This is a genomic window from Luxibacter massiliensis (assembly GCF_900604355.1).
GTDB classification, from domain to species: domain Bacteria; phylum Bacillota; class Clostridia; order Lachnospirales; family Lachnospiraceae; genus Luxibacter; species Luxibacter massiliensis.
This window is the reverse complement of sequence record NZ_UWOE01000001.1, coordinates 77783-103958: the sequence shown is the minus strand read 5'-3', so window position 1 is coordinate 103958 and position 26176 is coordinate 77783. Positions and strand designations below refer to the sequence as shown.

Genomic DNA, 26176 nt, shown 5'->3' with positions numbered 1-26176 from the left:
AGTTTCAAGTTTCGCGTAAACAGAACCAGCGGATAGAATGCTTGTCATTAATTGCTAAAGGGCAAAGCCATTTCACAAGCTTTGCCCTTGTCCGTATATTACTTTTATTTACCATATTTTTCTCCCCTCAAGAATCGGGCAACTCCGTCATCATTGCAGGAAGGTATCACCCCAGTTACCATTTCTTTAATTTCCTCCAGGGCATTTTCTGGTGCATAACTTCTATCTGCAACCTCAATCATCGGCACATCATTCCAGTTATCGCCAAATACAACTACTTTATCACAGCCAACATACTCTTTCAATTTTAACAATGCAGACTGCTTACTTGCTTTATTACTGTAGGCTTCCAAACAGTACAGGCCATTGTAAATGTTCAGATAAAAGGAATAATCGACTCCTTCAATTCCTTCTAATTTGGGGCAGACCGGTTCTAACACTTCCTTTCTGCCAGAGTAAGCAATATAAAAAACATCTCCTGCCTGACGTACCGCTTGTAAATCTTCCTGAAAGGAAACTTCCGAACATTTTTCCCGCGCCCTGTCGCTATAATATTGTGCCTGTTGCTCAAGTTCAGGATTACCATAATAAATATGAATGCCATCCTTACAATATACATACACGAAACAGGATAAGCCTTCATCGTCCATCAGCTGGATTACTTTTTCTGCACTTTCTGTTTTAATTGGCTCCACAGAAATGTATTCCTTTCTCTTAAAATCATATAAAAATACGCCATTTGTCAGAATCCCTGGTATAGATAATTGAAGCTCTTTTAATCTATAATCACAACCATATGGCATCCTTGCAGTGGCAATAGAAAATTTCATTCCCGACTCCATACATTGATTTAAAAGTTTTATAGACTTCTCTGAAATCTTTTTCTCTTTGTTAAACAGCGTCCCATCCAAATCTGAAATATATAGTGTGCCCATGTACCCTTCCTCCTAAATCCCTTTTGATATCTTCATATTAATCCAGATCCGAAATCCATGTCGATATACAATCCTGCACTCTATATTTCTTATTTTGTTATCATCTGTATATTAGCATCAAAGCCTCTTCTTTACAGCCTGGTTCTCAGCCGCACATTGTCTGTAACAAAGAAGCGGAATACCTTTCAGATCCCGCTTCCCACCTTAAATGTACCCCTCTAAAAATTAAATAGAACTTATTAATTTATCTTTTTTACAGGATGTCTAATTACCGTCTTAAGCCTTTCAGGTGCCACCCGCCTGGCATCACTTAAGTAAATTTCATGGTGAAACCTCTTGTCTGTAATGTCCAGCTCATATCCTTCATGGAGCATAAAATCATGCATTGCTTCAACCGTAGCTATTTCATCATCATAAGATCCAATATGCATACACTGCACGCATACTCCCTCGTTATAGGTAAAAAATTTTACTTTCGAGAAATCCTGCTGCTTTTTCTTTTCGGCCTCATCGATTGCCCGATCCACGTCTTCCTCCCTCACAAAATCTGGCAATCTAGTCATTGAGATGAAATTAAAATCCTCTTTCCGGCTGTAGTCTATTCCTGTTCTGTCACTCTGCCACCAGAAACCTTCCAGCGGCGGTACAACGTAATCAAAGTAACCCGCAATTTGGCGGCTTCCTTTCTTGCTCATCTTAATCGTAAAGGCAATCCCATAGAGCAAACCAATAGACTGCTTATATTCACCGATTTGTCCCATTCGGCTTTCTCCCAATCATCTGAATATTGAGCCTATGTCGGGCAATGCAGCCGCTAATATGGGCAATGGCCGACGCTGCTGAAATTATAATAGGAAAAGACCTTTTTCATTTTTCCTCATCCGCCTTTTTCTTTTCATTCCGCCTTTGAATTGCCTTTGTTGCATAGTAAGCAAAAAACACAAATAGACCCATAATCGCTACGTATTCTGTAAAAAACAAGAAGGCTGGCCGTTCAAAGTCGAAAAACACAAAGGAAGATGTCAGGAACATATAGGAAAGAAATTGATTTTTAAAGAACGCATATAATCCATATACAGCAATACCCGCGCCGACCATCCGCAATGCAATTTGGACCAGCCTTGTCGTCTTCACCCCAGTTGATTTCCGTATCATTCCCAAGATCATGTTCCAATGTAATCCTAAATGCAGCGCCATCAGAACAAATCCCCAAAAGGCGGACAGGATATGCAAAGGCCGTGCCAGCGCCAATCCGCCAGAAATGGGTAGAAAGGAAAAAACTTCTCTGGAAAGAATAATGCCGCTTACCATAGTTCCGATCATAGCGAACAGCAATAATACATTAACGACAAGCTGTAAAAGACGGAAAGGCGTGTATCTCCCTTTCCATATATGGCTATGCCACTGTGTATTGAGGATGTGGTGCAAAATCCAAAGTACAAACATCCCCGCCCCCAGCCACTCATGGGCCAGGTCTCCTGTAAGCTGCTTGGCCATCAGCAGCAGGAGGAGTAAGGTCATAATCAAGTCAATGCATATCTTAACGATCATCTTAGGTTTCATCGTTGTTCTCCTTTTCTGAAAAAGCCTGCCCGGATAAAAGGCAGGCTTTGATGTATTACGCGGTATCCTTGCTACTGCAGAACCTTCCGGCGTTCTTTTTTATTACAGGCTCAGTCCGGCAACCCATTCCTCTACATCCCTTTGCGCATCAGGTACGCTGTTTCTGGATATGGACAAACCGTCCTCAATGACCGTTGCGCCCGGCTGCATTTCCGCAATCATACGGATCGTTCTGGAAAAACCGCTCCCTCCATGTGTTGTAAAGGGAATAATGGTTTTCCCACTGAAGTCATATTCCTCTAAAAAAGAATACAGCGGCATAGGAAGATCGCTATTCCAGTTCGGGTAGCCTAAAAAAATCACATCATATTTATCCAGATTCTCAATCTGTGAAGAAAGGGCCGGTCTTGCATTGTCTGCCTTCTCATTATAGGCAAAATCCAAAAGCGGGTCGTGGCTGCCCGGATATTCCTGCTCCGTTTCGATACGGAATAAATCTCCGCCGCTCTGTTGCTGAATAAGCTGGGCAATATACTGATTATTTCCCAACACCTCGCCGTCTACCACCACCCGGCTTGCTCCCGCCACGGTATCTACACCGTCCGTTTCAGGAACAGAGAAATAGGCAATTAAAATGTTGCCAGAAGCATTATTCTCCTCCGAAGATCCGCTTTCTGCTTCGGACTCCACTTCCGAAGAAGGCTCTGTTTGTACAGATATGGGAGGTGCGGTGCTTTCCGGTTCCTGATTGCTGCTGCAAGCAGCCAGAGAAAAAATCATTGTGACAGAAAGAATAGTAGCTGCAAATCGTTTCATTGTAATATACTCCTTTTCGTTTGATTTTTATATGTCAGCAGACATTTTGTCCCATCTGATAGGCTTCATCAAATGCTGCATTTTTTTGTACATCGCCGATCTGCCAGGCCCCCGCGCCATAGACCACCCCCATTTCTTTTGCTCCGGGCATACATTCCAGATAACCACGCAGACCGTCCACCGTCCGTTCCATTGCGGCCTTCCCATCAGCGGCAGTAGCGATTAGATAAAATTCCTTATTTTCAAGTCCCGATGTTTGCACTCCGCCCAAAGTGCGGTCAATCATGGTTTTCATCTGTGCGCACATTGTATAGAAATATACGGGCGTAGCCAGCACGACCACATCAGCGGCCCGCATTTTTTCAATCACCTGCTCCATATCATCCCGCTTTACGCAGTGTCCTGTTTTCTTACAGGCATAACAGGCTGAACAATACTCAATCTTCAAATCGGCAAGCCGGATTTTTTCTACCCGGTTTCCTGCCTCCGTCGCGCCTTTCATAAACTGATCGCATAAGGTATCTGAATTACCGCCCTTACGGGGACTAGATGAAATGATCAGCACTTGTTTACTCATTTAAGTTATCCTCCTTTTCCTCCGATACCAGTTCGAATGTTACAACGTCGGAAGTATTACACATATTTTCTGCTCCTTGTACCGCTTTCCCCATTGGGATAACCGCCTCCAAATCAGCCTGCTCAGTAAACAGCGACATTGCTGACGGCCCGTGCCTGGGGCGTTCCAAAGGAACGTCCCGCGATTTTGCCATCCAGCGCACTTAAAATGTGACAGATAATGTATGGTCGTTTCATCATATCCTCCTATTTAACAAGTCCATTTTCAGTCAGGTAAACATCCATACTGTCTGTATCGGACCTGCTCACAAACAGGCCGTCATGAACAGTTGCGTTTGCGGCATTTTCCCGAACAAAATCCATAGAGTTCTCAAATTGTTCTGTATCCATCGAAGCCGACTGTGTAAAGGGATAGATTTCTTTTCCCGTCAAATCATAATTCTCCAAAAATGTTCCGATAATCATGGGAGCCGTATGCCACCAGATGGGATAGCCTACTAAAATCGTGCCATATTCCTCTATAGAATCCGGCAGGTTTGCAATCTCCGGGCGGGCATTTTCATCGCGCTCTTTTTCTGCAACATCTCCAGTTTCATTATAGTCATCTGGATATGGTGTTTGCGGCTCTATTTCCAACAGATCGCCGCCTGTCTGCTCCGCGATATGATTTGCCATTTCCTCCGTATTTCCAGACCATGAAAAGTAAACGACCAGCGTTTTTCCGTCATCCGAAGATGTTTCCACTTGGGAGGATTCTGTTGCCTGTGATTCCGGCGATTCACTGGTGGCGGATTCATTGGAAGGTGCGGGTTCGCTGCCGCTTGGCGCAGCCTGACCGCAGGCCGCAAGGGAAAAGGTCATCATAGTGGCCATCAAAAGGCCAAGTGTCTTTTTGAACATTACAAATTCCTCGCTTTCTATTTATTCAAAGTTTAAATTTAATTCTGACAGCCATGTATCAATCTGATTCGCACTGCTGATTCGTCGCTCCCCATAGATTGCCAGTCCCTCACAAGAATTTAGGAACGTCGGCATCGCCTCTTCAATATCACTGCCTCCACTGGTACAAAAAGGGATAATTAGTTTTCCGTCCAGAGCATAGCTTTCTAAAAATGTATTGATGGGGGCGGGGGTTGCGTGCCACCATACTGGGAACCCTACAAAAACAATGTCGTAGGAATCTATATCCGAAACCATATCATTTAGTTCCGGTCGCTCATTTTTTCTGATTTCCGAGTTCGACTGTAGATAAACATTAGAATATTCTGCTTGTGGTGCAATCTCAAATAAATCGGCTCCCGCTCGTTCGCTTAATGCCTCTGCAATCGTTCTTGTTGTTCCTGAATAAGAAAAATAGGTGACAAGCACTTTTTTATCCTGTTTTGAATGGATTTCATTTCTCAATTCCTCTACTTGCTCCTCGCTCAATGACTGATCTGACAGATTTCGGAACATGGCCGGGCGGCGATAAACATTATATCCTAAAAAAATCAGCACCCCGATTAAAAGAACTACAAATACCAAAATTCCGTACATCCTGTGTCACATCCGCCTCCTCCTTTACACACATTCCACTAAAATTTCGTAAATTTCATCTTTGCTGAGTTCCCTCGGATTGCACTGAATAACATTCGTGGAATCAGCCACTTGCCGAAGCAGCTTCGCTGTAATTTGTGTGCGGGATTTTAATTCTTCCATCTTTGTCGGCAGTCCACAGTCTTTTATAAACTTTTCCATTGCCTCTAAACCCGCCTCCGCAGTGTCTTCGTTGAATACAATTTTTGCAAACTTTGCAAATTTTTCCGGGGCATCTTTCAGGATATGCCGATAATATACTGGCTGAATTACGGCCAGGCCCTGTCCGTGATTGCAATCTGTGTAAGCTCCAAGCTGATGTTCGATCTGGTGTGCCTGAAAATCAGTAAGCCTTCCGCATTTCAAAATTCCATTTTCCGCCATAGCAGAGTCCCACATCAGATTACCGCGGGCCTGTAAATCATTTTCGTCCATAAGCAGACGGCGCATATTTGTAACCGTATTCCGCATAACCGCGAGAGCCACATCATCGGACACATTATTCTGATCGGACTGTCCGAAATAGGTCTCCATCGCGTGGCTCAACGTATCAAAAGCACCGGAAATTACCTGCCTAAATGGAACCGACAGGGTATAAGAAGGATCAAGTACCGCAAATCGAGGGGCAAATCCTAATACTCCTGTTTTAATGTGCAATGCTTCATTGGTAATGACTGCGCCGCCGTTCATCTCCGCGCCAGTACCGGAGGCCGTGACAACAGCGCCCAGGGGGATTGCATGGTGGGGCAGCTTGTGCTGGACAAATTCCATGCTCCAAATATCTTCTTCGGTTTTTGCCTGCGCCGCAATGATTTTACAGCAGTCAATGACAGAACCTCCGCCGACAGCCAAAATGTAATCCACCTGTTCTTTTTTTGCAAGGGCTGCACCTTCCTGCACCTTTGCATAAGTCGGATTGGACATGATGCCGGAGAAATCCACAATCCCTTTCCCCTGTTCCCGCAGGATGGTCACAATTTCATCGTAAATCCCATTTTTCTTTACCGAGCCTCCGCCGTAGGCCAGCATGACCGTATTGCCGGTATGGGCAAGTTCCGATGAAAGCGCCTCTTTTGCACTCCCCTCGCCAAAATAGACTTTTGTAGGATAAGAAAACACAAAATCATTCATCACTCTTTACCTCCCTATGATATTCTTCAAATCTAGTCTGGCTGCTTTTTTCCAGCCAGGGCTTCATTTCTTCGTTCTGCTTCTGCTCCCGCTGCCGATAAACTTCCCATGCGTCTGCGCCCAAAATAAATTTGAGCGGCGGGTTTTCTGCACGGATTGCTTCCACAATCAATTTAGCGCCTTTGTCAGGATCTCCACATTGAGTTCCGTAGCTACGGTCATTCTCAATCCGTCTAAGGCCAGCGGTACCTGCATAATCACGGATGGAGACAGACGTCTGTTTGAGAGAGCGCCCGCTGAAATTCGTGCGGAATGCACCCGGTTCTACCACCATGACTTTAATGCCCAGCGGTTCCACTTCCTTTTTTAAAGCACTTGAAATGCCTTCCAGCGCACACTTCGATGCGCCATAGTACCCGGAACCGGCAAATGTATTGACCGCAGCAACCGATGAGATATTGATAATCGCTCCGCCTTTTTGTTGACGCATATAGGGCAGTACCGCTTTTATCAGTGCCACCGGGCCATAGAAATTTGTACGGAATAAAAGCTCTACTTCCTCATCTATGCCTTCTTCAATCGCAGCCCGGTAGCCATATCCTGCATTATTCACCAACACATCAACACGACCAACCGTTTTCAGTACAGTCTGCACCGCCTGTTTGATCTGTGCCCGCTCGGTCACATCCAGTGCCAATGCCATAACCTGTCCCGGATTGAGTGCCTCCAAATCTAAAATCGCCTCTTTGTTCCTGGCCGTCGCCACTACGCAATCTCCATTTTCTACAATGGCTTTCACAAAACTCCTGCCAAGACCGGAGGAAGTTCCCGTTACCAGCCACACCTTCTGCTTTTCAGAAATATTCATCAAATTTCCCTCCCTTGCTTATCTCACAAAATTGGTTAATACTTTCTTATTTTCCGGATGATTCAATCCGCTCTGCTTTCCAAGCTCCAGACATTTCAGCACCCATGCCATGTTCTTTCCGAGATTATACATTGTCATCAGACCTTCTTTGTCCTCGGCCACCTGCTCAGGCTGCGCTCCGTATACATGATTCCAGTAGGTCGAAGAAACCACCGGCATGGAACAGATTGTAAAGTACTTATTGATGACATCAAATGAGGCTGTCGTACCTGCCCGCCTTGCCGAGAGAACAGCCGCTGCTGGTTTATATTGAAAAGCTGTGCTGCAGGAATAAAATGCCCTATCCATGAAAGTCAGCAATCTGCCACTTGGGTGAGCAAAATAGACTGGGGAACCAGAGACAAACCCATCGGCTTCTTTTGCCTTTTCTACAAATTCATTCACAACATCGTAGAATACACAACAACCCGTCTGCTTACATTTACGGCAGGCAATACAATCCGGCAGTGCTAAATTTCCAATAAAAATTTGTTCTGTGTCAATTCCTTCCTCTTGCAGGGCGCGTTCCACTTCCTGCGAGGCTGTACCCGTACAGCCATTGCTCCGCGAACTGCCATTGACAAGCAATACTTTCATTCGCATGTTCCTCCTTTCACTCTTGCCATTTTCCTTTTTTCGTGCTATAATTCGATTGTTTCAACCGCTTGTTACAACCGATTATAATTTACGGTAGTTACTATCGGTCAATAGATTTTTTGAAAAAATCAAAAAAATTTTGTGGACGCAACAGGAGGCAATTATGATGTACACGATGATGCAGGTCTGCAGGGAATTGGATATGACTTATCAGACTTTAAAATATTACTGCAATGAGGGTCTCGTCCCTAACGTAAAACGCGATGGAAATAACCGCCGGATTTTTGATGAAAAAGATGTGAAGTGGATCAAGGATCTGACTTGCCTGAAAAAATGTGGTTTAAGTATTCAGGAAATGAAGGAATATTTGGAATTGTGCTTACAGGGGGAGTCCACCATTCTTACACGGAAGAAAATGCTGGCTGAAAAGCAGGAGGCGCTGAAAGCCTCCATTCAGGAGTTAGAGGACAGCGTTGCGTATATCGACTGGAAGCAGAATTTTTATGATGAAGTACTTTCAGGAGCGCGGCCTTATGTCAGTAATCTGATTCGGGCGGCAGAATAAAGAAAATGGAATAGTGACACAGAGAAATACCGGCCCACTCGCGGCTGGTATTTTTTAATTTTGTCGATATGAGAGAAAATTTCTTTGAAAAAGTCTTGCTCTCCATCCACAAATGTGTAAGCTGTCACTCACAAGGCACAAGCCAAACGCAAAAAACATAAGGTGAAAAACACAATGAAAACAGGAAAACCACAGCGAAACTGAGAAACTCGGTTCCGGTTTGCCTCATGATAAGCGGCGAAGAAACGGTATAAGAATATCGAGCTGGCGGATGAACTGAAAAAGGTAGAAATGATCAACTTCCATTTCAACGTACATATAGACGAGAACATCACCTTTGAAATTCACTATAAGGAAGGTGTACTGCTGGAGGTATTCCCAGAGGCCCGAACCAGAGTAAGCCGGGCGGTAAGAGCCGCCGCCAAGTCCTCCATGAAGCAACCTGCAGAGGACGAAGCCACAGAGGCCATGGAGCCAGAAACGGAGGTAAAGGATGAAACGGAAGATAGCCATCCTGCAGATATTTCTCAGATAGAAGTAACCGATGAAGCTACTTCAGAGAACAGCAAGCCAAAAGGCCTGGAAGCCGCATACAATGTTACAGGTATCCGCCGCAAGGAGCTGGTGGCAGCTATTAGCAACTTCACCGGAGCAGATCCAGCATATCTGAGAACGCCTATATACGCCTTCGCAGTAGGAAACTATAATATTGAAGAGAAGGAACTTTGACCCGCCCGGAGAATCCGGCGCTGATCGAAAGCCTGAAAGAACAAGGTTTCGTAACCGTAGAATAAAATAGGATGGCCCCGCTTCGGCGGGACTTTTCGCTGCCCGGATTTCACAAAATAAAGATATGTTTTGAATCTTTCCGAGCTTGCTTTTTCACCGGTGGCGTGTAGGCTGTCACTCACAAAAATAAAACATATCTTTGAGGAGAACGCAACCATGCTGCAAATATTTGAAATTGTAAAGAAAACTGAGGAAATGTCCGACCTGTTCAAAGAGTATTCTTATGAAAATGAATTACCATAACCTGAAATTCAAAGCCACCGCCGAGACTCACGGCCTGCACATTGAGAAGCACGACAAATATGGCTGGACAGTAACGACGCTGGCCCCGGAGGGGGAAGCATGGATCAAGGAAACCTTGTGCGAGGATAGAATCAACGCCAGCCGCCAGCCAGTAGAGGGAACCGCCAAGGGAGGCAGCAAGAAATCCATCAACCGCAGTATCAAATATATTTGCCCCTGCTGCAGCACCATCATCCGGGCAACACGGGAGTTCAACGTGGTATGCGGCAATTGTGGAGAACCTTTTGAGTGGGTATAAAAATAGCGCAAGCCAAGAAAAAACGGCTGGCGCTAAAATGTTCAGATGTTCTTTAAGAAACGATAGAGGCGGAATACTTTTTAGCGTTTCCCGATTTTCCGAGCGGCTACGGAATGAGGGGTGTTCATATAACCTTGTAAGCGCTCCGCCATGGGAAAGTACAATCACTGACGGAGGATTTCGGGCGCTGGCGTACAACTTCAAAAAATACGCTATAAGCTGAAAAGCCTTATTTTATGGGCTTTTTCCGCACAAATACAAAAACTGCCTCCCAAAATAGAAATCTGTTTTTGTATCAAAGTTTATCCTTTGTTATGTTGCCACATTGTTGTCACACCCATATTATACACGAGCAGTAGCAGCAAAGCAATTCTAAAATATCTTCTTCCCTGCAACTCAGAGTCTGCTACAACAATGCTTTTTTTAAATCAGATACATATAGTGTCTGCTGCTTTTTCAAAAAAGGTTTTACAAAGAACTTCATAAATAATTTCTTGGCAACAACACTTTCTGTAAAATCAATCTCTGTCTGCTTGCCTTTCTTTATGAATACACCAGTCCAATGACCTTTCATATTGTCGTTTTCCATGTCAAACTCCCAACACCTATAAGGTTCAACTACAGTAATTGTAAAAGTCGTAGCATATCCTTCTTTTGTGTACTCAACAAATTGCTGCTCGTTTAGAATCTCTATTTTGCTTATATCACTACGCCACGTATAGTCTTCAAAAGAAGTAACCTTGTCCCACACTTTCTGAATATCCTGTTGAAAAACAGCCTTTATATTAGAAATTGCCATACCATAGTTCCTCCAAATTCAAATCTATCTAAATAATATGCCTGTTATATCTTGGTATCTGTCAATCACACGATATACCTCCACCCAATCCTTTTCGATAAGATACAGCGTAATGTAACCCCCATGAACCAGATACTTATAATCTGTCCTGAAGCTCACTCGCTTTGACAAATCTGCTCCCACCGCAGGAAACTCCTGTAAGTCCTCAAAACTCTTGTAAATTTCGTCTACAGTCTTTCTGGCTACTTCTGCATTGTCATCTGCAATATAACTCTTAATTGCCTTCAGATCAGCTACTACGAGAGGGTTAATCCTTAATTTCATTAAGTGTTATTCCTCCATAGCTGATTTCAATTCATCAAGGCCCAACCACCCCGTTTCATCTGCAACAGCTTCTTCCGCTTCCTGCAACTTAACCAATAGCTTTTTCTCTGCTCGGTCTTTCTCGTAGTCCCCATCCATTTAATCTGTATAGCAAACCGCTATATTATTTTTTGTAGTAAATTTGAAACTCTCTCCCCCTGACTAAAAATTAGTCATTTTGCAACACTCCCTTTAATTTAACAAATATTAATCAACTCTTTCAATACACTCTTTAATATGAGAAATCCTTCCATGTTTTAATAATACAGATACTAAAATTCCGTATGCGTCACTATTCAAATCTTTTAAAATCGCATCATATTCAGAAAATGACTTGTCCTGACATATACTTGCAGGATTCGCCATGTTTGATGCTATATTATGCATTTCATTAATTTCAGGATAGTCCGCATTGATTCTTTTATTCAACTGTTTAGCTGCATTGACAAACTCCACAGTCGGCTTTGCAATACTAATCATAGTATATATTTCATTTACGTCATTCGAGGCTTTTATATCATCATATCTACTTTTTTTATCAATTAATTTTACTGCTAATTCTACTTGTTCCTTGTAAAAATGTATCATTCCCATTTCTCCGCCTTACAACTTAATTAATGTTACAGTTCTGCAAATTTTTCAAAATAAAATATCACGTCCAAAATTTCTGTTTCCAGATATATACTTTTCCAATTCGCTACATACGTGTAGTGAATTTAATAATTTTACTATCAAGGACAAAATGCTTTGATGTGATAAAAGTACAAAGTCTGAACCCATTTCTAAAATAATTTTTTCCGGTCAAAAGTATCTGATAACATTATCATGTCTATCATAAATACCACCTGTGTCGGATTACAATACATATGTTCAATCTGAGTAATTGAAAACGAGAATCACCTCACTTTGTGTTATATTTGAATCGCCACAACCCAAAAAACATAAAGGAGTATCCTCCCATAGCAAGTATAACACAAGATATAAGATATCGTCTATTACTTATTCATTATGCAGAACGTTATGGTGTATCCAACTCCGCTAAAAAATATAAAACTAACCGTCAGTATATTTATCGCTGGAAAAACCGCTATGGTGACTCATGGGATTCCCTCCGGCACGTTGCAGACGTCCCGCCTCCCCTCCAAACCAGCACACTCCTGATGAGGATTATCCTAATCTGAAAATGCGCCGAAGGGCTATAACAAGTTCCCTATGAGGCCTTTGGGTTGGAAATCTCCACAGGCTGTTCTGAATGAGCCAAATAATAATAACAAAAAAGTCATTAGCTATGAGTTACTACTCAAAGTTAATGGCTTTTTATTAATATGGATTTATTTGTTGCACAACCGCCTGTCAATTATTCTCTATCCCTAAAACCACTGGATTACAAGAAAAATTGCTTTTATGCAACTGTTATCACAAGACTTCTTGAAGTGCCGCAACCCCGCATAAATACGGCACTTTTACGACCTTTTAATTTATTCAAATTCCATACAGACGATAAAGTGTTTTGAACAATATCATTGAATTTTAGCAGATTTCAAGCATTATCTGGAACAATAAAACAAAAAATAAAAATGCAATCAAATTGCAATAATGTACCTTCATTTATTCTGTTTGAACAATTTGATAGCACTACAATACCTCTTAAGAAATTACAAAGAAAGGGAATATTATGAACTATGAATTAGAACTAAAACAAATTGTGGATTTTCCACGCTGCCGGATTTACCGGGATTTTATACAGACACTTATCCATGATAAGAATATCCGAATTAGCGGAGGCTCTTATCTTTTTTATTACATAATATTGTATTCCTACGCCAACTACCGTATTTCCTACCGGAGACTTGACGGAATCACCTACACCGTCTCTCCCGGAGAATGGCTCTGCCCTATTGCTGACCTCCAATCTTGGTTTCACAGCCGGTTTCAGCATCAGACACTCTCCATCCTAAAACTTCTGGAAGAACGGCATTACATTACCCATTCCACACTGGGTATGAAGAAACCAAATTCCAGATCACTGACTAGTCCAAAGACAATACATGGCTAGAGTACAACTATCCCTGCCAAAAGGATACCGGATTTTTCTTTTTCCCAATTTCTAAAATCCATGAATTAATTAGTATTGGGAAATGTTCGGAGATAAATATTTTATTAAACTTGTGGGTTCATGCCATTTACAATGATCCGACTATTCCCGGTTCCGAGTCTGGTCCAGTCGTGTATTACTGCAACAATACCTGTAACCCGATTACAAATTATCAATCTCTTTCCGACCGTTGGGAACTATCTAAGGTATCCATATGCCGATTAAAGAAATTGGAAGAAAAGGAAATGATTACACTGCTCAATTTTAAGGGAAAGCATGGCAGCGTGATTTATCTGAATAATTACTTATCCGTAATGTTCAATACCAGCGACGTGCTAATCGACAGGGAGGAAATTGCAATGAACATGAAATTACCGCTTCAAATACCAGATACTGCTGCAGAAGCCTGCGTTCCAAAATAACAGATTGCGGAACAAATCGGCGTTTCAGAAGAACAGTCTTGCGTTCCAAAACCGCACATGACATTTATCATTCAAAAAGTCGCAGAACTGTTGTAAACTCAGGGAATTTCTTGCTGCAGCTGTCCAAAAACCAAATATATATTATCTCAATTATCTAAATCAGACTGCAAAGAACTATTAAATTACTTCTTTCCGGAATAAAATTCGACATTTTGATGTCAGGCACTCATAATTAACAATAAAAAGTTAAGGAGTGCCTACATATGATGAATTTTAAACTGTTGATGAATGATTACTTATGTATCTGTGAAACAATTAAAAAACTGGATAAAAAAACGCTGAAAGCCTACCGTATTGACCTATCGCAGTTCCATAGTTTTGCCGTAAAATTCCCTGATTTTGTTGACAAAGCGTTGCTAAACGAATATATTGCCTTGCTCCATACAAAATACCAGCCAATGACAGCCAAACGGAAGATAGCGACACTCAAAGCGTTTTTTCATTACCTTCTGCTTGAGGAAATCATCAGTTTGAACCCTTTTGACAAAATAAGCACTAAATTCCGAGAACCCCAGACTCTGCCACGAACAATACCAGAAACTATCATTCAATCTCTTATTTCTGATATGTATAAACAACGTTCTCTTGCCAGCACGCCGTATCAGAGTAAAGCTATCCTCAGAGATATTACCGTAATTGAGTTACTCTTTGCAACGGGCGTCCGAATCTCGGAACTGTGCAATCTTACCTTACACCAAGTCGATCTGACATCATATAAATTAATAATCTATGGAAAAGGCTCTAAAGAACGGCTGATACAAATTGCTAATCACGATGTAAGGGCGGTTTTGCTTGAATATTATACTGTTTTCGAGGCGGATATCAGGTCTACCGGTTGGTTTTTCATAAACCGACTTCACCAAAGATATTCAGAACAGTCTGTACGGTCCATGATAGTCAAGTACCTCCATCTATCCAGGATCGAGCTGCATATCACCCCACATATGTTCCGTCATTCATTTGCTACACTGCTTTTGGAAGCAGATGTAGATATCCGGTACATACAGAAGATGCTTGGACACAGTTCCATCAAGACAACAGAAATTTATACCAGTGTTTCTATGGCGAAACAGAATAATATACTTACAACCAAACATCCTCGTAACTTTATGAATATAAAATGATGTAAAAATCCGTTTGAATTACAGCTGGATCAAACGGATTTTTATTGGGTTTGTCGTTCTATGTTTCTCCCAAACAGAGGATAATACATGATTATCCCTTCAAATATAGCTATCATTTGCTTATAAAAATATATGGATGGAAATAGAAGAATAATTATGAAAATAAAATACAATAAGATTTTGAGAAAAAATAGGAAAATAATTGTTTACATTATAGTTGGAGGTACATTTATCGCTTGTAATATATTTACATTAATTGATTCATTAGCAAATCAAGGCGGAATTGAAAGATGGCGAATCGTAGCTTTATTTTCTTCATTTATAATCGAATGTATTGGCTTTTTATATTGTTTAGTTCAAGACATAACTAATTCTATTAGAACTTTTCCAGCTAAATTTATATTTACACATGACTCAAATGGGATTCCATTTGTTGATCGAAAAGAACTCCTTGAAAATATTGTTCAAGAATGTGAAAAAAAATTATTGGAAAATTATATGTATTATACCAAGAACATACGCTATGGTGAACGGAATGGCAAAACAGCATTTGCCAAAAGATTATGTTATGAGTTTCAGAAAATTAAGGATAAGGACGAAAATTCTATCCGAGTTTCATGTCCTAAATTCCCATCCAAGATTGGAAATATATTTTATGTAAATTATAGCAATTACGCGGATTCTTTTAGTTCAAGAATAAAAACCGAATTTACGTTTGTTAAGGGCAAAAAAAATATTGTCGTAGTGGACAATTCATATGAAGATTTGTGCCTTTGGACAGATAACTTGGCAGATAAAGATGTATTTTTCATATTTTTAAATTTTAATATTAACTCTGAAGATGCACTTTTTTTTGCTGATGACAAAATAAAAGAGCTATTAATTCAATTACAGAAAAGTCCAGCTTTTTGTTCGATTACAAAAGGTAAAACAGAAGAAGAAATTTGCTCTATTGCGACAAAATTAGGAAATATTTCAAATAATAATATCGGTACAATAATTGATTTACTTTCATCTAATGAATTCTCGATTTTATTAGAAACTGATAGACATTTTCTTGATTTTTATTTCGCAATTAAACATGGTAGATATTCAGAAGCTCAAAATTTATATAATCAAATTGTGATTCAACCATCAAATAAAGTATTAAAGTATAAATTACAGTATGAGCATGCAAACCTTGTACATTTTTTAGGTAAGTATAGTGTTGCATTTGAAGAGCTAAATATTTTACTTGCCTTAGTTTGCAATGACCAGCAATTTCTTAATACTATGCCAGGTGAAAGTTTGTATACAGATATAATTCTTCTGCAAGCTCATATTGAAAAACATAGGGGGAATTTTGATAGCGCTGCTTCGATTCTGACAAATGTATTTGACGAACACCAAAATATACAATGGTTGCGCTCCCATTTTTCTATAAACATATTGCAATTAAATGAATTTATCCAACCGACTTCTGATTGGAGAATTTTATTGGGTAAATTGGATCTAAAAATGAGTACTTTTAAAGAAAAACGTAAACTTAAAAATTCTGATTATTATTTTTATGAAACATACTATCCCATTGTATGTTTCTATAAAAGCAACTTTGATAAAAAAATAATTTCTGAACTTATTAAAATTGAAAATACAGCAATTTTGTATTATGAAAAAGAGGAACGCCGGTATCTAACAAATTGCTATTTTATTAAAGCGGAACTTTTTAGAATTAATCGCGATTGGAAAAATGCTGAAGAATTCTATAATCGCTGCTATAATATTTTTTGTCACAATGGTGACAAAGATATTTTGTATCTAGTGGCAATTACTTGCAAATACCTTCAATGTCTTGAAAAAATCATATTAAATATTCCCTTTGATTGGGACGCTGCAATAGAAGAATGCAAGCAATGTGAAGGCTATAATTTTCACAATAGGCTAATTTCAAAATTAGAACTAGCAAATGTGGATATGGAATTAAAGAAGTATTTGGAACAACATTATTGCGTAACAATTAATCCCATTCCATAAATATATTGTCAACATTATATTTATTTGTTTTGAATTTTGCAAGGTATGCTTTTAATGTTAGGATTTCTTTTTCTTTAGAAGGCTCTACCAATACTAAACGAATTAATTCGGATAATTCATCAATATATTTTTCAAAACCATATCTTGCAATTTCTTGAACACCAATTCGAAATCCTTTTATGTATTTGGTATTACGTTTGTTAAGCGTAATACCATATTTCTTGAAATAGGTATAAGTTTCATCAACACTTAGCTTGCCCGTTCCAATGAAAATTTGGTGAGTTTTTGTATATAATCCATCTGCTATTTCTTTGACATAAATTCCTTTATTTGAAAGTGTTTTTCCCAATGTATTTGCGATATATACAATATTATTTGCATATTGTTCTCCAATATGCAACATTTCAATCATTGACAGACATACACTCATTATATTATTTACTTGAATATTTCTTAAAAAATTTGGAGAAATATTTTGGTTAATTTTTTGAATTATGTTATCTGAGTTTGTAGCTACATATCCACAAGTTACACCGGGAAAAGTTTTATGTGTTCCTCCAATTAATACCATGTTTTTTTGACTATCCAAAGGATTCGGTATAGTGCTTCCGGCGATTAAACCAAGTGTTTGAGTTGCATCATATATTATACCTATTTTCTTTGGTGAGCTAATTAAATTAAAATCTGGTGGTTGAAGAATATCAGATTGACAAAAGCATAAATAAGATATTTCATGATCATTAAGTAATATCTCATTCAGCTTTTCATAGTTTATCTGCATATTAACATAATCAAATGGAATAGAACTATATCTTATTCCCAGATTATCGCAAAGTTTTGGGAGTGAACCATGCCCTCCTGATTCTGGATCTGTAATTAATATTTTTGAGTCTTTAGCTACCATTGACATCAATATAAGTGCAACTGTATTCATACCTGTCAAACTACGAAAATCGTTATATTTCGCATGAAAAAGATTACTTGCAAGATCATTGGCTATGAAAAATATTTTTTCTAAATAGTCACTACCGATAAAATCTTTTTCTTTATTTCTTTGTATATATCCTGAAATATATTTTCCTTCATAACGAGAAGTTAATCCTTGCATTGCAAATGGGGACACAAAATTTTCAGCTGCACATAAAGGGATTTTACTATCATCAAAATTTTTATATTCTTCATAGATTTTAGAAAGGTATTTTAAATAGTTTTCATGCTCCATTTTTATATTCTCCGATTTTAAAGTATTGGATAATCATGTATTATCCTCTGTTCATTCCCTTATATTATACTGAATCCCACGCAACCTGGCAACATTCACTGTCAAAAATTTGGCACACGTCTGCAATTGAAGTGAAAAACTACCCATGTTACAATAACCATGCTTATAGTTTGCAATTTTCCGGCACCCGTATGAGGTGCTTTTTTGTTACCCGTAAACCAAAATAGCCGACTATGGACCGCCATAACCGGTATAAGTAGTTCAATGCGCACACAGTACGTTCTTACTACGCATTGTGTGCGTATTCCTATTTTCAAGGAAGGAGACACCACATGAAAACCAGAAATGAAATCTATCAGGGAAGGGCACTGAAATTATCCAAATGATTACAACCTATCATGCCCTGCTGTACGAGCAGGTGTTGCGGATGCACCCACAGAAAAGAGAGTCTGTAAAGGCGCCGATTACCAATCTGACGGTACACCGGGCGTTGGAAATCTCTCCCCGACTGCTTTTCAATAAAAATATCCCGTTTCTGTATACCTTCTCTCTTGAAATCTGACAGCTGCCGATCTATATGCTGATCCTTAGATGAAACACGAATATATCCGAACTTTCTCGTTCTTACTTCTGACACGATAATTGCCTCCTCACTGTTTTCTTCCTAATATTACATATGTCTGCCATGTCAGAAATGCAACAAAATAAAATTTGATTCACTGAGATAGCTACCGTTATTCAAGTCATTAGCTTAAAGAATCCACAACAAAGTAGTACCATTCATTAATTCATGGTATTCTTATAATATAATTTCCTAAACAGTTAGACTGAAAGGATAATCACCAAATTTGAAATACTAAAATAGAGAAGGAAATCTTGAAATGAAATACAAAATTATAAACGCAACTGAGGATGAAAAAAATTAGTCAATGATATTATCACTTATCTCATAAATATGCCTAATAATAAAATTAGTATAGATTCATTAAATATAATAGAGATTGTTGATAAGTTAGATAATTATTCTAGTGCCAGAGTAGAAGAACATAAAATATTCTTGGCAAGGACATATGGATTAAATGATATCACTCATAAGTCCAATATTGAAACCCACATAAACTCTGATCATAAACTAAAACGTCAAATCAGTACTATTTATCACGAGTTGTGGCATATTAGTACTTGGAAAAAACACCAAGAATTGTACAATTCTTTTTTTAATCCAAAGAATATTTATGCATACTATGCTTGTCATTATTGGATAGAATATATTGCACACCTTGAGACGGTATTTATGGAAGATTTCCAAACAATGCTGCAATTCTGCAGAAGTTTTTCTAACACAAGATGGGAGGAAAACTCCGATAGCTATTCTCAATTTTTTTACAGGTTACCTTACTATTTAGTACGATCAGAGTTTATACACGAATATAAAAATATGACACAAAATCTAAATTCTCCTGAATTGCGTGCAATAACCCAAGACTTCTATTATGCATCAAAAGAATTATATAAGAACAACTTAATGACTCCATTACAAAAAGCAGAAGCTATAGAAGAAATGATTAAAAAATTCTTCCTTGAATAAAAACATATATTAAAATCTATATAAAGTGTCTGTAAAGGTATCAAAACTTTAACAATATCGGTAAAGTTTGTTTACCACCTTTATAGACACTGTTTTTAGCAATTTTTTCATAAATTCCGGTTATCTATAAAGGTATAAATTTGTAGAACCAAAAACGCAGGCGAGTATACGAACAATCGTAATTGACTCAGATACGATTAATGAATTGCAGAAATAGAAAGACATACAACAGAAAGTTTTACATGACTGTAAATTTGTCCTAAGTTACAATGGCATTCCCACCAGCAAGCATACCCTGCCAAGCGCCCTGGAAAAGCTGGCAGGGCTTGCTGATGTCCACCGCATTAGAATCCATGCACTGCGACATTCTCATACCTCGCTTTTAATTAGCATGGGGGTAAATCCATTAATCATCAAAGATCGTCTGGGACATGAAAAAATCCAGACAACTTTGGGAACTTATGGACATTTATATCCTAACAGCAACTTTGAAGTTGCTAAACAGTTAGGCGGTATATGAAACTACACACCTGCCTCACATAGTATTGCAGACTATACCCATAATCAATTTACTGCGGACTATCACAGACAAGTAATATAAAAATTGCAATAAAATTGCAATGATAGAGGTACAAGGCTGAAAAAAACCGGAAATAAAGGCTTTCTAACCCACCTCCAACTATTCCCACTCGACAAATCCTAATCAATTTTGTTTAGAGATTGTCCTCTGTCGTATTCGTGGTGTTTTTGATTATTTGATGTATCCATATTATCCTGCCTATATGGGCTAATGTTATCAGTTCGTTATCAGGACTGATAACACTTACCTTCCTTAGCGTGGAGCAATACCATCTTCTCCGAAGATATTGTAGCAGATTTCAAGTTATATTGCAATAAAATTTCAAATTTTAGTTTCACAATATCTTATATCTGTGTTTTAAAAATTGTTGATATCGGGGCGCTTCTATGATATAATATTTTTCGGACACAGCATCAATAAGCTGTGGCTTGAAAGTTGGTGAACAAGTGGACAAAAAGGAAACCATTAAAAACATAATAAATAACAACGACGGCATTGCAAAAACCGCTGATTTCGTCTCCGAAGGGCTTTCCAACTATGATGTAGCCAACCTATGCAAAGAGGGATATATCGAGCGTGTCAGACATGGCTATTACCAGCTCGCCGAGCAGGAAGATATAAAGGAAGAACAGGTACTTGCCTCTCTCCTTCCCGAAAGCGTCGTATGTGTGGAATCGGCGCTGTTTTATTATGGTTACAGCGACTTTTCGCCCCGGCAATGGTCAATTGCCGTCCCCCGTACCTTCTCACGGACAAGGCTGCATATCGATTCTTTGGCGACAAAGGTGTATTTTGTACAGCCCACCTTGTTTGAAATCGGAAAAACAAGTGGAGATTTTAATGGAGTGCAGCTTGCTGTTTATGATCGGGAACGCACCATTTGCGACTGTTTCAAATACCGCACAAAGCTGGATAACGAAATGTTTAATAAGGCGCTCAATGCCTATGCTACCGATAAAAAGAAAAACCTGAGTAATCTTTCCAATTACGCAAAGAAAATGCGGGTTTATAAAAAATTGATGGATGTGATGGAGGTGCTGCTCAATGGCTGATATTGCTGCTTCCGTGCTTGCACGACTGAAAAATAAAGCTACCGAAAGCGGAAGAAGCTATCAGCTTTGCTTGCAGCTCTTTTGTCAGGAAGAATTTTTGCGCCGTTTGGAAAAATCCAAATACACTGAAAACCTTGTGTTGAAAGGCGGGCTGTTTCTTTATTCCTTGACTGACTTTGACAGTCGGGTAACGGTGGATGTGGACTTTTTGCTTCGGCAAGTACCAAACACGCCGGAACAATTAAAATCCATTTTGGAAGACATCATCGCTGTTCCTACCGGCAATGATTTTGTAACCTTTGAGATAAAGGGTGTTGCTCCTATTGCCGTCGCTAAAAAGTATGCGGGAATTTGTGCCTCTATCGTTGCCCGTATCAAAAACACAAGAACGCCGTTTACCATTGACTTTGGCGTAGGAGATGTCATTGTTCCGAAACAGGAAAAGCGCCAAATACCAACGCAGCTTCCAGAGTTTGAATCACCAACGGTAAATACCTACTCTGTTGAAACTACCGTTGCGGAGAAACTCGACGCTATCCTGAGCCTGATGGAATTTTCCAGCCGAATGAAGGACTACTACGATCTTTATTACATCGCCAACAAGTTTGATTTTGACGGAGCAGTGCTTACCGAGGCTCTCAGAAAAACATTTGCTAACCGTGAACATCACTTTACCATTGAGCAATTTGAACAGATTATGAGCTTTGGCGATGATGCTGCCATGCAGAAGAAGTGGAAGGCATTTGTCCGCAAGATCAATACCAGGACGGATGATTACGGTACCGTTTTGAGAACAATACAGAATTTTCTTGAACAGCCGTTTATGGCGGCAGCGGAAAATAAAACATTTACTAAGTGTTGGTCTGCTGCCAACAGCAAATGGATTTAATCGGGAGGAATAGAATGAGCACAAATATATCCAAACAAAAACGTGAGGACTTGCTGAATAAAATCAAAGCCATTCGGGCGTTTATTTCTGCTACACCGCAAGATGAAAATACCGGAAATCTGCTTTCCTATCTTTCCGATTTGGAGAAAGATGTAAACGGAAAAAAATACGGTCTTGTTTTTGAGGAACATCGAGAGGAAATTGACGAGGTGCTGGATACCCATACCCCGGTGCTTACTGAAGACAAAGACTTGTTCATCGATAACGGCGAACAGATGAATTTTCTCATTGAGGGCGACAACCTTGCTTCTCTTAAATTGCTTGAAAAAACACACAAAAGCAAAATTGATCTCATTTATATTGATCCGCCGTATAATACACTCAATGATGGATTTACATATTCAGACACTTTAGTCGACGGAAACGATACTTTTAGGCACTCTAAATGGCTTTCTTTTATGCGGGAAAGATTGAACCTCGCCCGTCGTCTTATGTCATATAAAGGTATTATTTTTATAAGTGTTGATGAAAACGAATTTGCACAAATAAAACTACTGTGTGATGAAATATTTAGCGAAAGGAATTTTATTGAGTGCATTATATGGAATAAACGAGTTCCAAAAAATGACAAAGGTATTGGAAATATTCACGAATACATCTTGACTTATGCTAAAAGTAGTGATTTCAAATATAAATTTATGGTTCTAAAAGATGGGCTGAAAGATATAGAGGACTTACTGTACGAATGCAAGAAAAACAATGTTAGTATAGAAGAAACCGAAGCACGATTAAAAAAATTATATAAAAAGAATAAGTATGATCGTGCAATTACTCTTTATAATGCAGTCGATGAAAATTATAGAGCGTGGGGAAAAATCAATATGAGTTGGCCCAATGGCAATACATTTGGTCCTCGATATGACGTTATTCACCCTATAACTAAAAAACCAGTTCGTGTGCCAGATCGTGGCTGGCGTTGGAATGAAGCATCATTTTTAGCTGCTGTTGACTATGAAAATATTATAGAACGCTTTGATGGTAGTTTTATGTGCGGTAATATATGGTTTTCAAAAGATGAAAATATGCAGCCGAGTTCTATTAAATATTTAGACGATGTGAATCGTATGCTTTTACGTTCAATAATCAGCCTTAAAAGCGATGGTGGTATTGAATTAGAGAAATATTTTGATAAAAAGAGTATTTTTGCTTATCCAAAATCAGTAGAATTACTGCGTATGTTGGTGGATTCGATTACATACAACAATCAAGATTGTACCGTTTTGGATTTTTTTGCGGGTAGCGGAACAACGGGACACGCTGTTATGAAACTAAATGCAGAGGATGGCGGGAATCGTAAATTCATCCTTTGCACCAACAACGAAAACAATATTTGTCGTAATGTTACCTATGAGCGTATCAAGCGTGTTATCGAAAAGGAGAACTATCCTGCAAGCCTGAAATATTACAAGGTGGAGTATATCCCCATTTCTGACCGTCTGTACTACGAATACGCCGTTGAGCTGCTCAAACACATTCGTGAGCTTGTTGAGCTTGAAAACGGCGTAAATTTTACCGGTAATGCGGAAATCGCCATTGTCTTGACCGAGGAAGAACTCGATGATTTTGTTTCTCAACTTGAAAACAACACTAAATGTCAAAAATTATACTTAGGGCACGATATTTTGATGGATGCACAGCAAGCGCAAGTTTTGAAAGATAGGAAAATAACGATAAATATTATTCCTGACTACTATTACAAAGAATTGGAGGGCTAAATAATGGATATTACTCTTGCGAACTTTCAGATAAAATCTATCGCCGATTTGACTGCTGCAATGGAGCAGCCAAACAGAGATATTGTTTTGAAAAGTTGCACTGGCAGCGGCAAAACAATTATCCTCACTCACTTCATGGATGAGTATTTTAAAAGCAATCATAAAACGGTATTTATTTGGCTTACTCCCGGTAAAGGCAACCTTGAGGAACAAAGTAAAGAAAAAATGGATCGATATATCCACGGAAGTCAAACAAAATTGCTTCCAGATATTATGGCTGCTGGTTTTGAAGAAAACGACGCTTGCTTTATTAACTGGGAAAAGCTGACCAAAAAAGGCAATAACGCATTAAAAGACAGCGAGCTCACAAACTTTATCGAACACATACGCAATGCTCTTGATAGCGGCCTGTGCTTTAAAATTATTGTTGATGAGTCCCATCAAAACGACACAATCAAAGCGGACGATATTATTGAGTTGTTTCACTCAGATAACATAATCCGCTGTTCTGCTACGCCTAAAAATTATAAGAACGCTATCTTAATTGATATTCCTGAAGAAGATGTTATTGCGGAAGGTCTAATAAAGAAGCTACTAATCATCAACGAAAACTTTGAGCAGCATATCAGCGTTGATGATCAAATTACATATTTGCTTGACAAGGCAATCACCAAGCAGAGGGAATTGCACTCAGAGTATTTAAATCGAAATGCTGAAATCAATCCCCTTATTATTGTGCAAATTCCGAACAAATCAGATGCCCTTCTGGACAGAGTCGAGGAATATTTTGAAAGTAAGGGAATCACCTACGAAAACAATCTGCTTGCGGTATGGCTATCAGATAAAAAGCAGAATCTTGAAGATATTGAAGAACCTAACGCTACTCCAATTGCAGTTATAATTAAGCAGGCTGTGGCTACCGGTTGGGATTGCCCTCGTGCACAGATTCTTGTTAAACTGCGTGACAACATGAGTGAGGTCTTTGAGATTCAGACCATTGGGCGAATCCGCCGTATGCCCGAAGCAAAGCACTATGAAAGCGATCTGCTTGATAGCTGTTATCTGTACACATTGGACGAGAAATTCACAGAAAGCGTTAAGCTGAGTTTAGGGAAAGGCGCTCTTGACGCTTACAAAGTGTTCCTTAAACCTGAACATCGTTCTTTTGAGATCATCAGCGAATATAAAACCGATGTTCCATATCCTCGTGATGCTAAATTGTCACTGAAGGTGATTTATAAATACTTTGAAAAACAATACCACATCACAAAAGATACTTCTAAAAACAAAATCCTATTAGAAGCTCATGGTTATTCATTTTCAGAGGATATTATCGATTATACTAAGTCTGGTTCGGTAAGTACTTTATCAAAGGAGAACATCTCTGAATTAAATGATATTTCTATCCATGAGTCTTTGAACACACATAAGCACGGAAAAGAATACCATCATTGTGTTTCTGAAATTGGTTATAAAGTAAATTTGGATTACAACAACATAAATACCATCATGCGTAAACTTTTTCTTGATGGATTGCGCTGTGAAACAAAGATTCTCAAAATCGGAACAAGAGAACTATACGCTTTTATCATCAACAACAAGCACTTATTGGTTGAAGATGTGAGAAACGCTATGGCAGATGAGTCACTCCAACTGTCTTTAGCAATACCAAAAACGACTGAGAAGCCAATTGGGTTTCCGTTGGAAATGATTTTTACTTATGATGGCTCAGCTAAATCACAGGTAGAAATGACAAAAAATGTGTACAAGGGATACCTTTCTTCTGCTGAAAAGCGTTCTATGCCTGAAAAACTTTTGGAGCGGCACTGTGAAAACAGTCCTAATATTCAATGGTTTTACAAAAACGGAGATAAAGGGATAGAATATTTTTCTATTGTGTATACCGATAATTTTGGAAAGCAAAAGTCATTCTACCCAGATTATATTGTCGGCGCTTCAGATGGTAGCACATGGATAATAGAAACCAAGGGCGGTTTTACTAAGTCAGGCGATAGCGAGGACATTGACAAATACACTGCCAAAAAATTTGCGGTATTGAAGAATTACATAGATAAGTATCATCTACATGGCGGAATTGTTCGTCAAGACAAGCAGAGCGGCGAGCTTTGCATTTGCGCAAATAATTATTCCGATGATATAAAGAGCGATTCTTGGCAACTTCTTTCGGATGTATTATAA

The 26176-nt window shown here is 39.1% G+C and carries 28 protein-coding genes and 2 pseudogenes; 13 read left to right on the top strand and 17 right to left on the bottom strand.

Translation table 11 applies throughout. The features are described from left to right. Positions 1-104: 104 nt before the first annotated feature. The 11 genes from EFA47_RS00500 to EFA47_RS00450 all read right to left on the bottom strand — a co-directional run bounded on the left by EFA47_RS00500 (position 105) and on the right by EFA47_RS00450 (position 8100). Entirely contained in the window at positions 105-935 is an 831-nt protein-coding gene (locus EFA47_RS00500) for an HAD family hydrolase (RefSeq protein ID WP_122641531.1), read from the bottom strand. 239 nt (positions 936-1174) lie between these two features. Continuing rightward, positions 1175-1696: a GyrI-like domain-containing protein gene (locus EFA47_RS00495; RefSeq protein WP_122641530.1), complete on the bottom strand. Its 522-nt coding sequence runs from the start codon at positions 1694-1696 to the stop codon at positions 1175-1177. Positions 1697-1802: 106 nt separating this feature from the next. Then, the gene (locus EFA47_RS00490) at positions 1803-2498 is read right to left on the bottom strand and encodes a DUF4405 domain-containing protein (RefSeq protein WP_122641529.1); all 696 of its coding nucleotides are present in this window, start codon (positions 2496-2498) and stop codon (positions 1803-1805) included. Between the two features lie 102 nt (positions 2499-2600). Continuing rightward, the gene (locus tag EFA47_RS00485) at positions 2601-3314 is read right to left on the bottom strand and encodes a flavodoxin (protein ID WP_122641528.1); all 714 of its coding nucleotides are present in this window, start codon (positions 3312-3314) and stop codon (positions 2601-2603) included. Positions 3315-3348: 34 nt separating this feature from the next. Then, complete coding sequence (locus tag EFA47_RS00480; RefSeq protein WP_122641527.1) at positions 3349-3891, bottom strand: flavodoxin family protein; 543 nt, start codon at positions 3889-3891, stop codon at positions 3349-3351. Next, a complete protein-coding gene (locus EFA47_RS19730; RefSeq protein ID WP_164689890.1) occupies positions 3884-4084 on the bottom strand; it encodes a hypothetical protein in 201 nt (66 codons plus the stop codon). The genes EFA47_RS00480 and EFA47_RS19730 overlap by 8 nt, the downstream gene beginning before the upstream one ends. A 52-nt stretch (positions 4085-4136) precedes the next feature. Continuing rightward, positions 4137-4790, bottom strand: coding sequence for a flavodoxin (locus EFA47_RS00470; RefSeq protein ID WP_122641526.1), 654 nt, complete (start codon positions 4788-4790; stop codon positions 4137-4139). A 21-nt stretch (positions 4791-4811) separates the two neighbouring features. Then, on the bottom strand, positions 4812-5426 hold the full coding sequence (locus tag EFA47_RS00465) for a flavodoxin (protein WP_122641525.1): 615 nt from the start codon (positions 5424-5426) through the stop codon (positions 4812-4814). Between the two features lie 24 nt (positions 5427-5450). Continuing rightward, a complete protein-coding gene (locus tag EFA47_RS00460) occupies positions 5451-6596 on the bottom strand; it encodes an iron-containing alcohol dehydrogenase (protein WP_122641524.1) in 1146 nt (381 codons plus the stop codon). Continuing rightward, positions 6589-7464 carry an oxidoreductase gene (locus EFA47_RS00455; protein WP_122641523.1) on the bottom strand — a complete coding sequence of 292 codons (876 nt, stop codon included), beginning with the start codon at positions 7462-7464 and terminating at the stop codon, positions 6589-6591. Before EFA47_RS00455 ends, EFA47_RS00460 begins: the two co-directional genes overlap by 8 nt. Positions 7465-7482: 18 nt before the next feature. After that, positions 7483-8100, bottom strand: a complete 618-nt coding sequence (locus EFA47_RS00450; RefSeq protein WP_122641522.1) for a flavodoxin family protein — start codon at positions 8098-8100, stop codon at positions 7483-7485. Positions 8101-8263: 163 nt separating this feature from the next. Here EFA47_RS00450 and EFA47_RS00445 point away from each other — a divergent pair, with 163 nt between their 5' ends. The 3 genes from EFA47_RS00445 to EFA47_RS00435 all read left to right on the top strand — a co-directional run bounded on the left by EFA47_RS00445 (position 8264) and on the right by EFA47_RS00435 (position 9995). Then, positions 8264-8665: a MerR family transcriptional regulator gene (locus EFA47_RS00445; RefSeq protein WP_330511693.1), complete on the top strand. Its 402-nt coding sequence runs from the start codon at positions 8264-8266 to the stop codon at positions 8663-8665. A gap of 291 nt (positions 8666-8956) precedes the next feature. Further along, positions 8957-9394, top strand: a complete 438-nt coding sequence (locus EFA47_RS00440; protein ID WP_122641520.1) for a hypothetical protein — start codon at positions 8957-8959, stop codon at positions 9392-9394. 283 nt (positions 9395-9677) lie between these two features. After that, the gene (locus EFA47_RS00435; protein WP_122641519.1) at positions 9678-9995 is read left to right on the top strand and encodes a hypothetical protein; all 318 of its coding nucleotides are present in this window, start codon (positions 9678-9680) and stop codon (positions 9993-9995) included. Between the two features lie 406 nt (positions 9996-10401). Here EFA47_RS00435 and EFA47_RS00430 read toward each other — a convergent pair whose 3' ends face one another. The 4 genes and pseudogenes from EFA47_RS00430 to EFA47_RS00415 form a co-directional block, all read right to left on the bottom strand. Beyond that, on the bottom strand, positions 10402-10794 hold the full coding sequence (locus EFA47_RS00430) for an SRPBCC family protein (RefSeq protein ID WP_122641518.1): 393 nt from the start codon (positions 10792-10794) through the stop codon (positions 10402-10404). 24 nt (positions 10795-10818) lie between these two features. Beyond that, the gene (locus EFA47_RS00425; protein ID WP_122641517.1) at positions 10819-11118 is read right to left on the bottom strand and encodes a type II toxin-antitoxin system RelE/ParE family toxin; all 300 of its coding nucleotides are present in this window, start codon (positions 11116-11118) and stop codon (positions 10819-10821) included. A 6-nt stretch (positions 11119-11124) separates the two neighbouring features. Then, positions 11125-11247: pseudogene (locus tag EFA47_RS20450) on the bottom strand (prevent-host-death protein); the annotation flags it as partial. Between the two features lie 117 nt (positions 11248-11364). Continuing rightward, a complete protein-coding gene (locus EFA47_RS00415) occupies positions 11365-11751 on the bottom strand; it encodes a hypothetical protein (protein ID WP_122641515.1) in 387 nt (128 codons plus the stop codon). 1081 nt (positions 11752-12832) lie between these two features. Here EFA47_RS00415 and EFA47_RS19725 point away from each other — a divergent pair. From EFA47_RS19725 to EFA47_RS00395, 4 genes are all read left to right on the top strand, one after another. Beyond that, a complete protein-coding gene (locus EFA47_RS19725; protein WP_164689889.1) occupies positions 12833-13213 on the top strand; it encodes a hypothetical protein in 381 nt (126 codons plus the stop codon). Positions 13214-13497: 284 nt separating this feature from the next. Then, positions 13498-13674, top strand: a complete 177-nt coding sequence (locus tag EFA47_RS19720) for a hypothetical protein (protein ID WP_164689888.1) — start codon at positions 13498-13500, stop codon at positions 13672-13674. Between the two features lie 263 nt (positions 13675-13937). Then, positions 13938-14858 (top strand): tyrosine-type recombinase/integrase, encoded by a 921-nt coding sequence (locus EFA47_RS00400; RefSeq protein WP_122641513.1) that lies wholly within the window; start codon positions 13938-13940, stop codon positions 14856-14858. Between the two features lie 156 nt (positions 14859-15014). After that, positions 15015-16871 carry a hypothetical protein gene (locus EFA47_RS00395; RefSeq protein ID WP_122641512.1) on the top strand — a complete coding sequence of 619 codons (1857 nt, stop codon included), beginning with the start codon at positions 15015-15017 and terminating at the stop codon, positions 16869-16871. On the opposite strand, the gene EFA47_RS00390 is transcribed toward EFA47_RS00395, so the two are convergent. Both EFA47_RS00390 and EFA47_RS00385 read right to left on the bottom strand, forming a co-directional pair. Then, positions 16855-18093 (bottom strand): PLP-dependent aminotransferase family protein, encoded by a 1239-nt coding sequence (locus EFA47_RS00390; RefSeq protein ID WP_122641511.1) that lies wholly within the window; start codon positions 18091-18093, stop codon positions 16855-16857. The genes EFA47_RS00395 and EFA47_RS00390 overlap by 17 nt on opposite strands. Before the next feature lie 355 nt (positions 18094-18448). Then, positions 18449-18730, bottom strand: a complete 282-nt coding sequence (locus EFA47_RS00385; RefSeq protein ID WP_164689887.1) for a recombinase family protein — start codon at positions 18728-18730, stop codon at positions 18449-18451. Between the two features lie 657 nt (positions 18731-19387). Between EFA47_RS00385 and EFA47_RS19715 the strand changes: the two genes are divergently transcribed. The 6 genes and pseudogenes from EFA47_RS19715 (at position 19388) to EFA47_RS00355 (ending at position 26176) form a co-directional block, all read left to right on the top strand. Continuing rightward, positions 19388-19681, top strand: coding sequence for a hypothetical protein (locus EFA47_RS19715; RefSeq protein ID WP_164689886.1), 294 nt, complete (start codon positions 19388-19390; stop codon positions 19679-19681). Positions 19682-19814: 133 nt separating this feature from the next. Beyond that, positions 19815-20282: pseudogene (locus EFA47_RS00375) on the top strand (tyrosine-type recombinase/integrase); the annotation flags it as partial. Positions 20283-20707: 425 nt separating this feature from the next. Next, positions 20708-21313 carry a type IV toxin-antitoxin system AbiEi family antitoxin domain-containing protein gene (locus tag EFA47_RS00370; RefSeq protein ID WP_122641508.1) on the top strand — a complete coding sequence of 202 codons (606 nt, stop codon included), beginning with the start codon at positions 20708-20710 and terminating at the stop codon, positions 21311-21313. Beyond that, complete coding sequence (locus EFA47_RS00365) at positions 21306-22202, top strand: nucleotidyl transferase AbiEii/AbiGii toxin family protein (RefSeq protein WP_122641507.1); 897 nt, start codon at positions 21306-21308, stop codon at positions 22200-22202. The genes EFA47_RS00370 and EFA47_RS00365 overlap by 8 nt, the downstream gene beginning before the upstream one ends. Before the next feature lie 14 nt (positions 22203-22216). Continuing rightward, positions 22217-23977 (top strand): site-specific DNA-methyltransferase, encoded by a 1761-nt coding sequence (locus tag EFA47_RS00360; RefSeq protein WP_164689885.1) that lies wholly within the window; start codon positions 22217-22219, stop codon positions 23975-23977. 3 nt (positions 23978-23980) lie between these two features. Continuing rightward, on the top strand, positions 23981-26176 hold the full coding sequence (locus EFA47_RS00355) for a DEAD/DEAH box helicase (RefSeq protein WP_122641505.1): 2196 nt from the start codon (positions 23981-23983) through the stop codon (positions 26174-26176).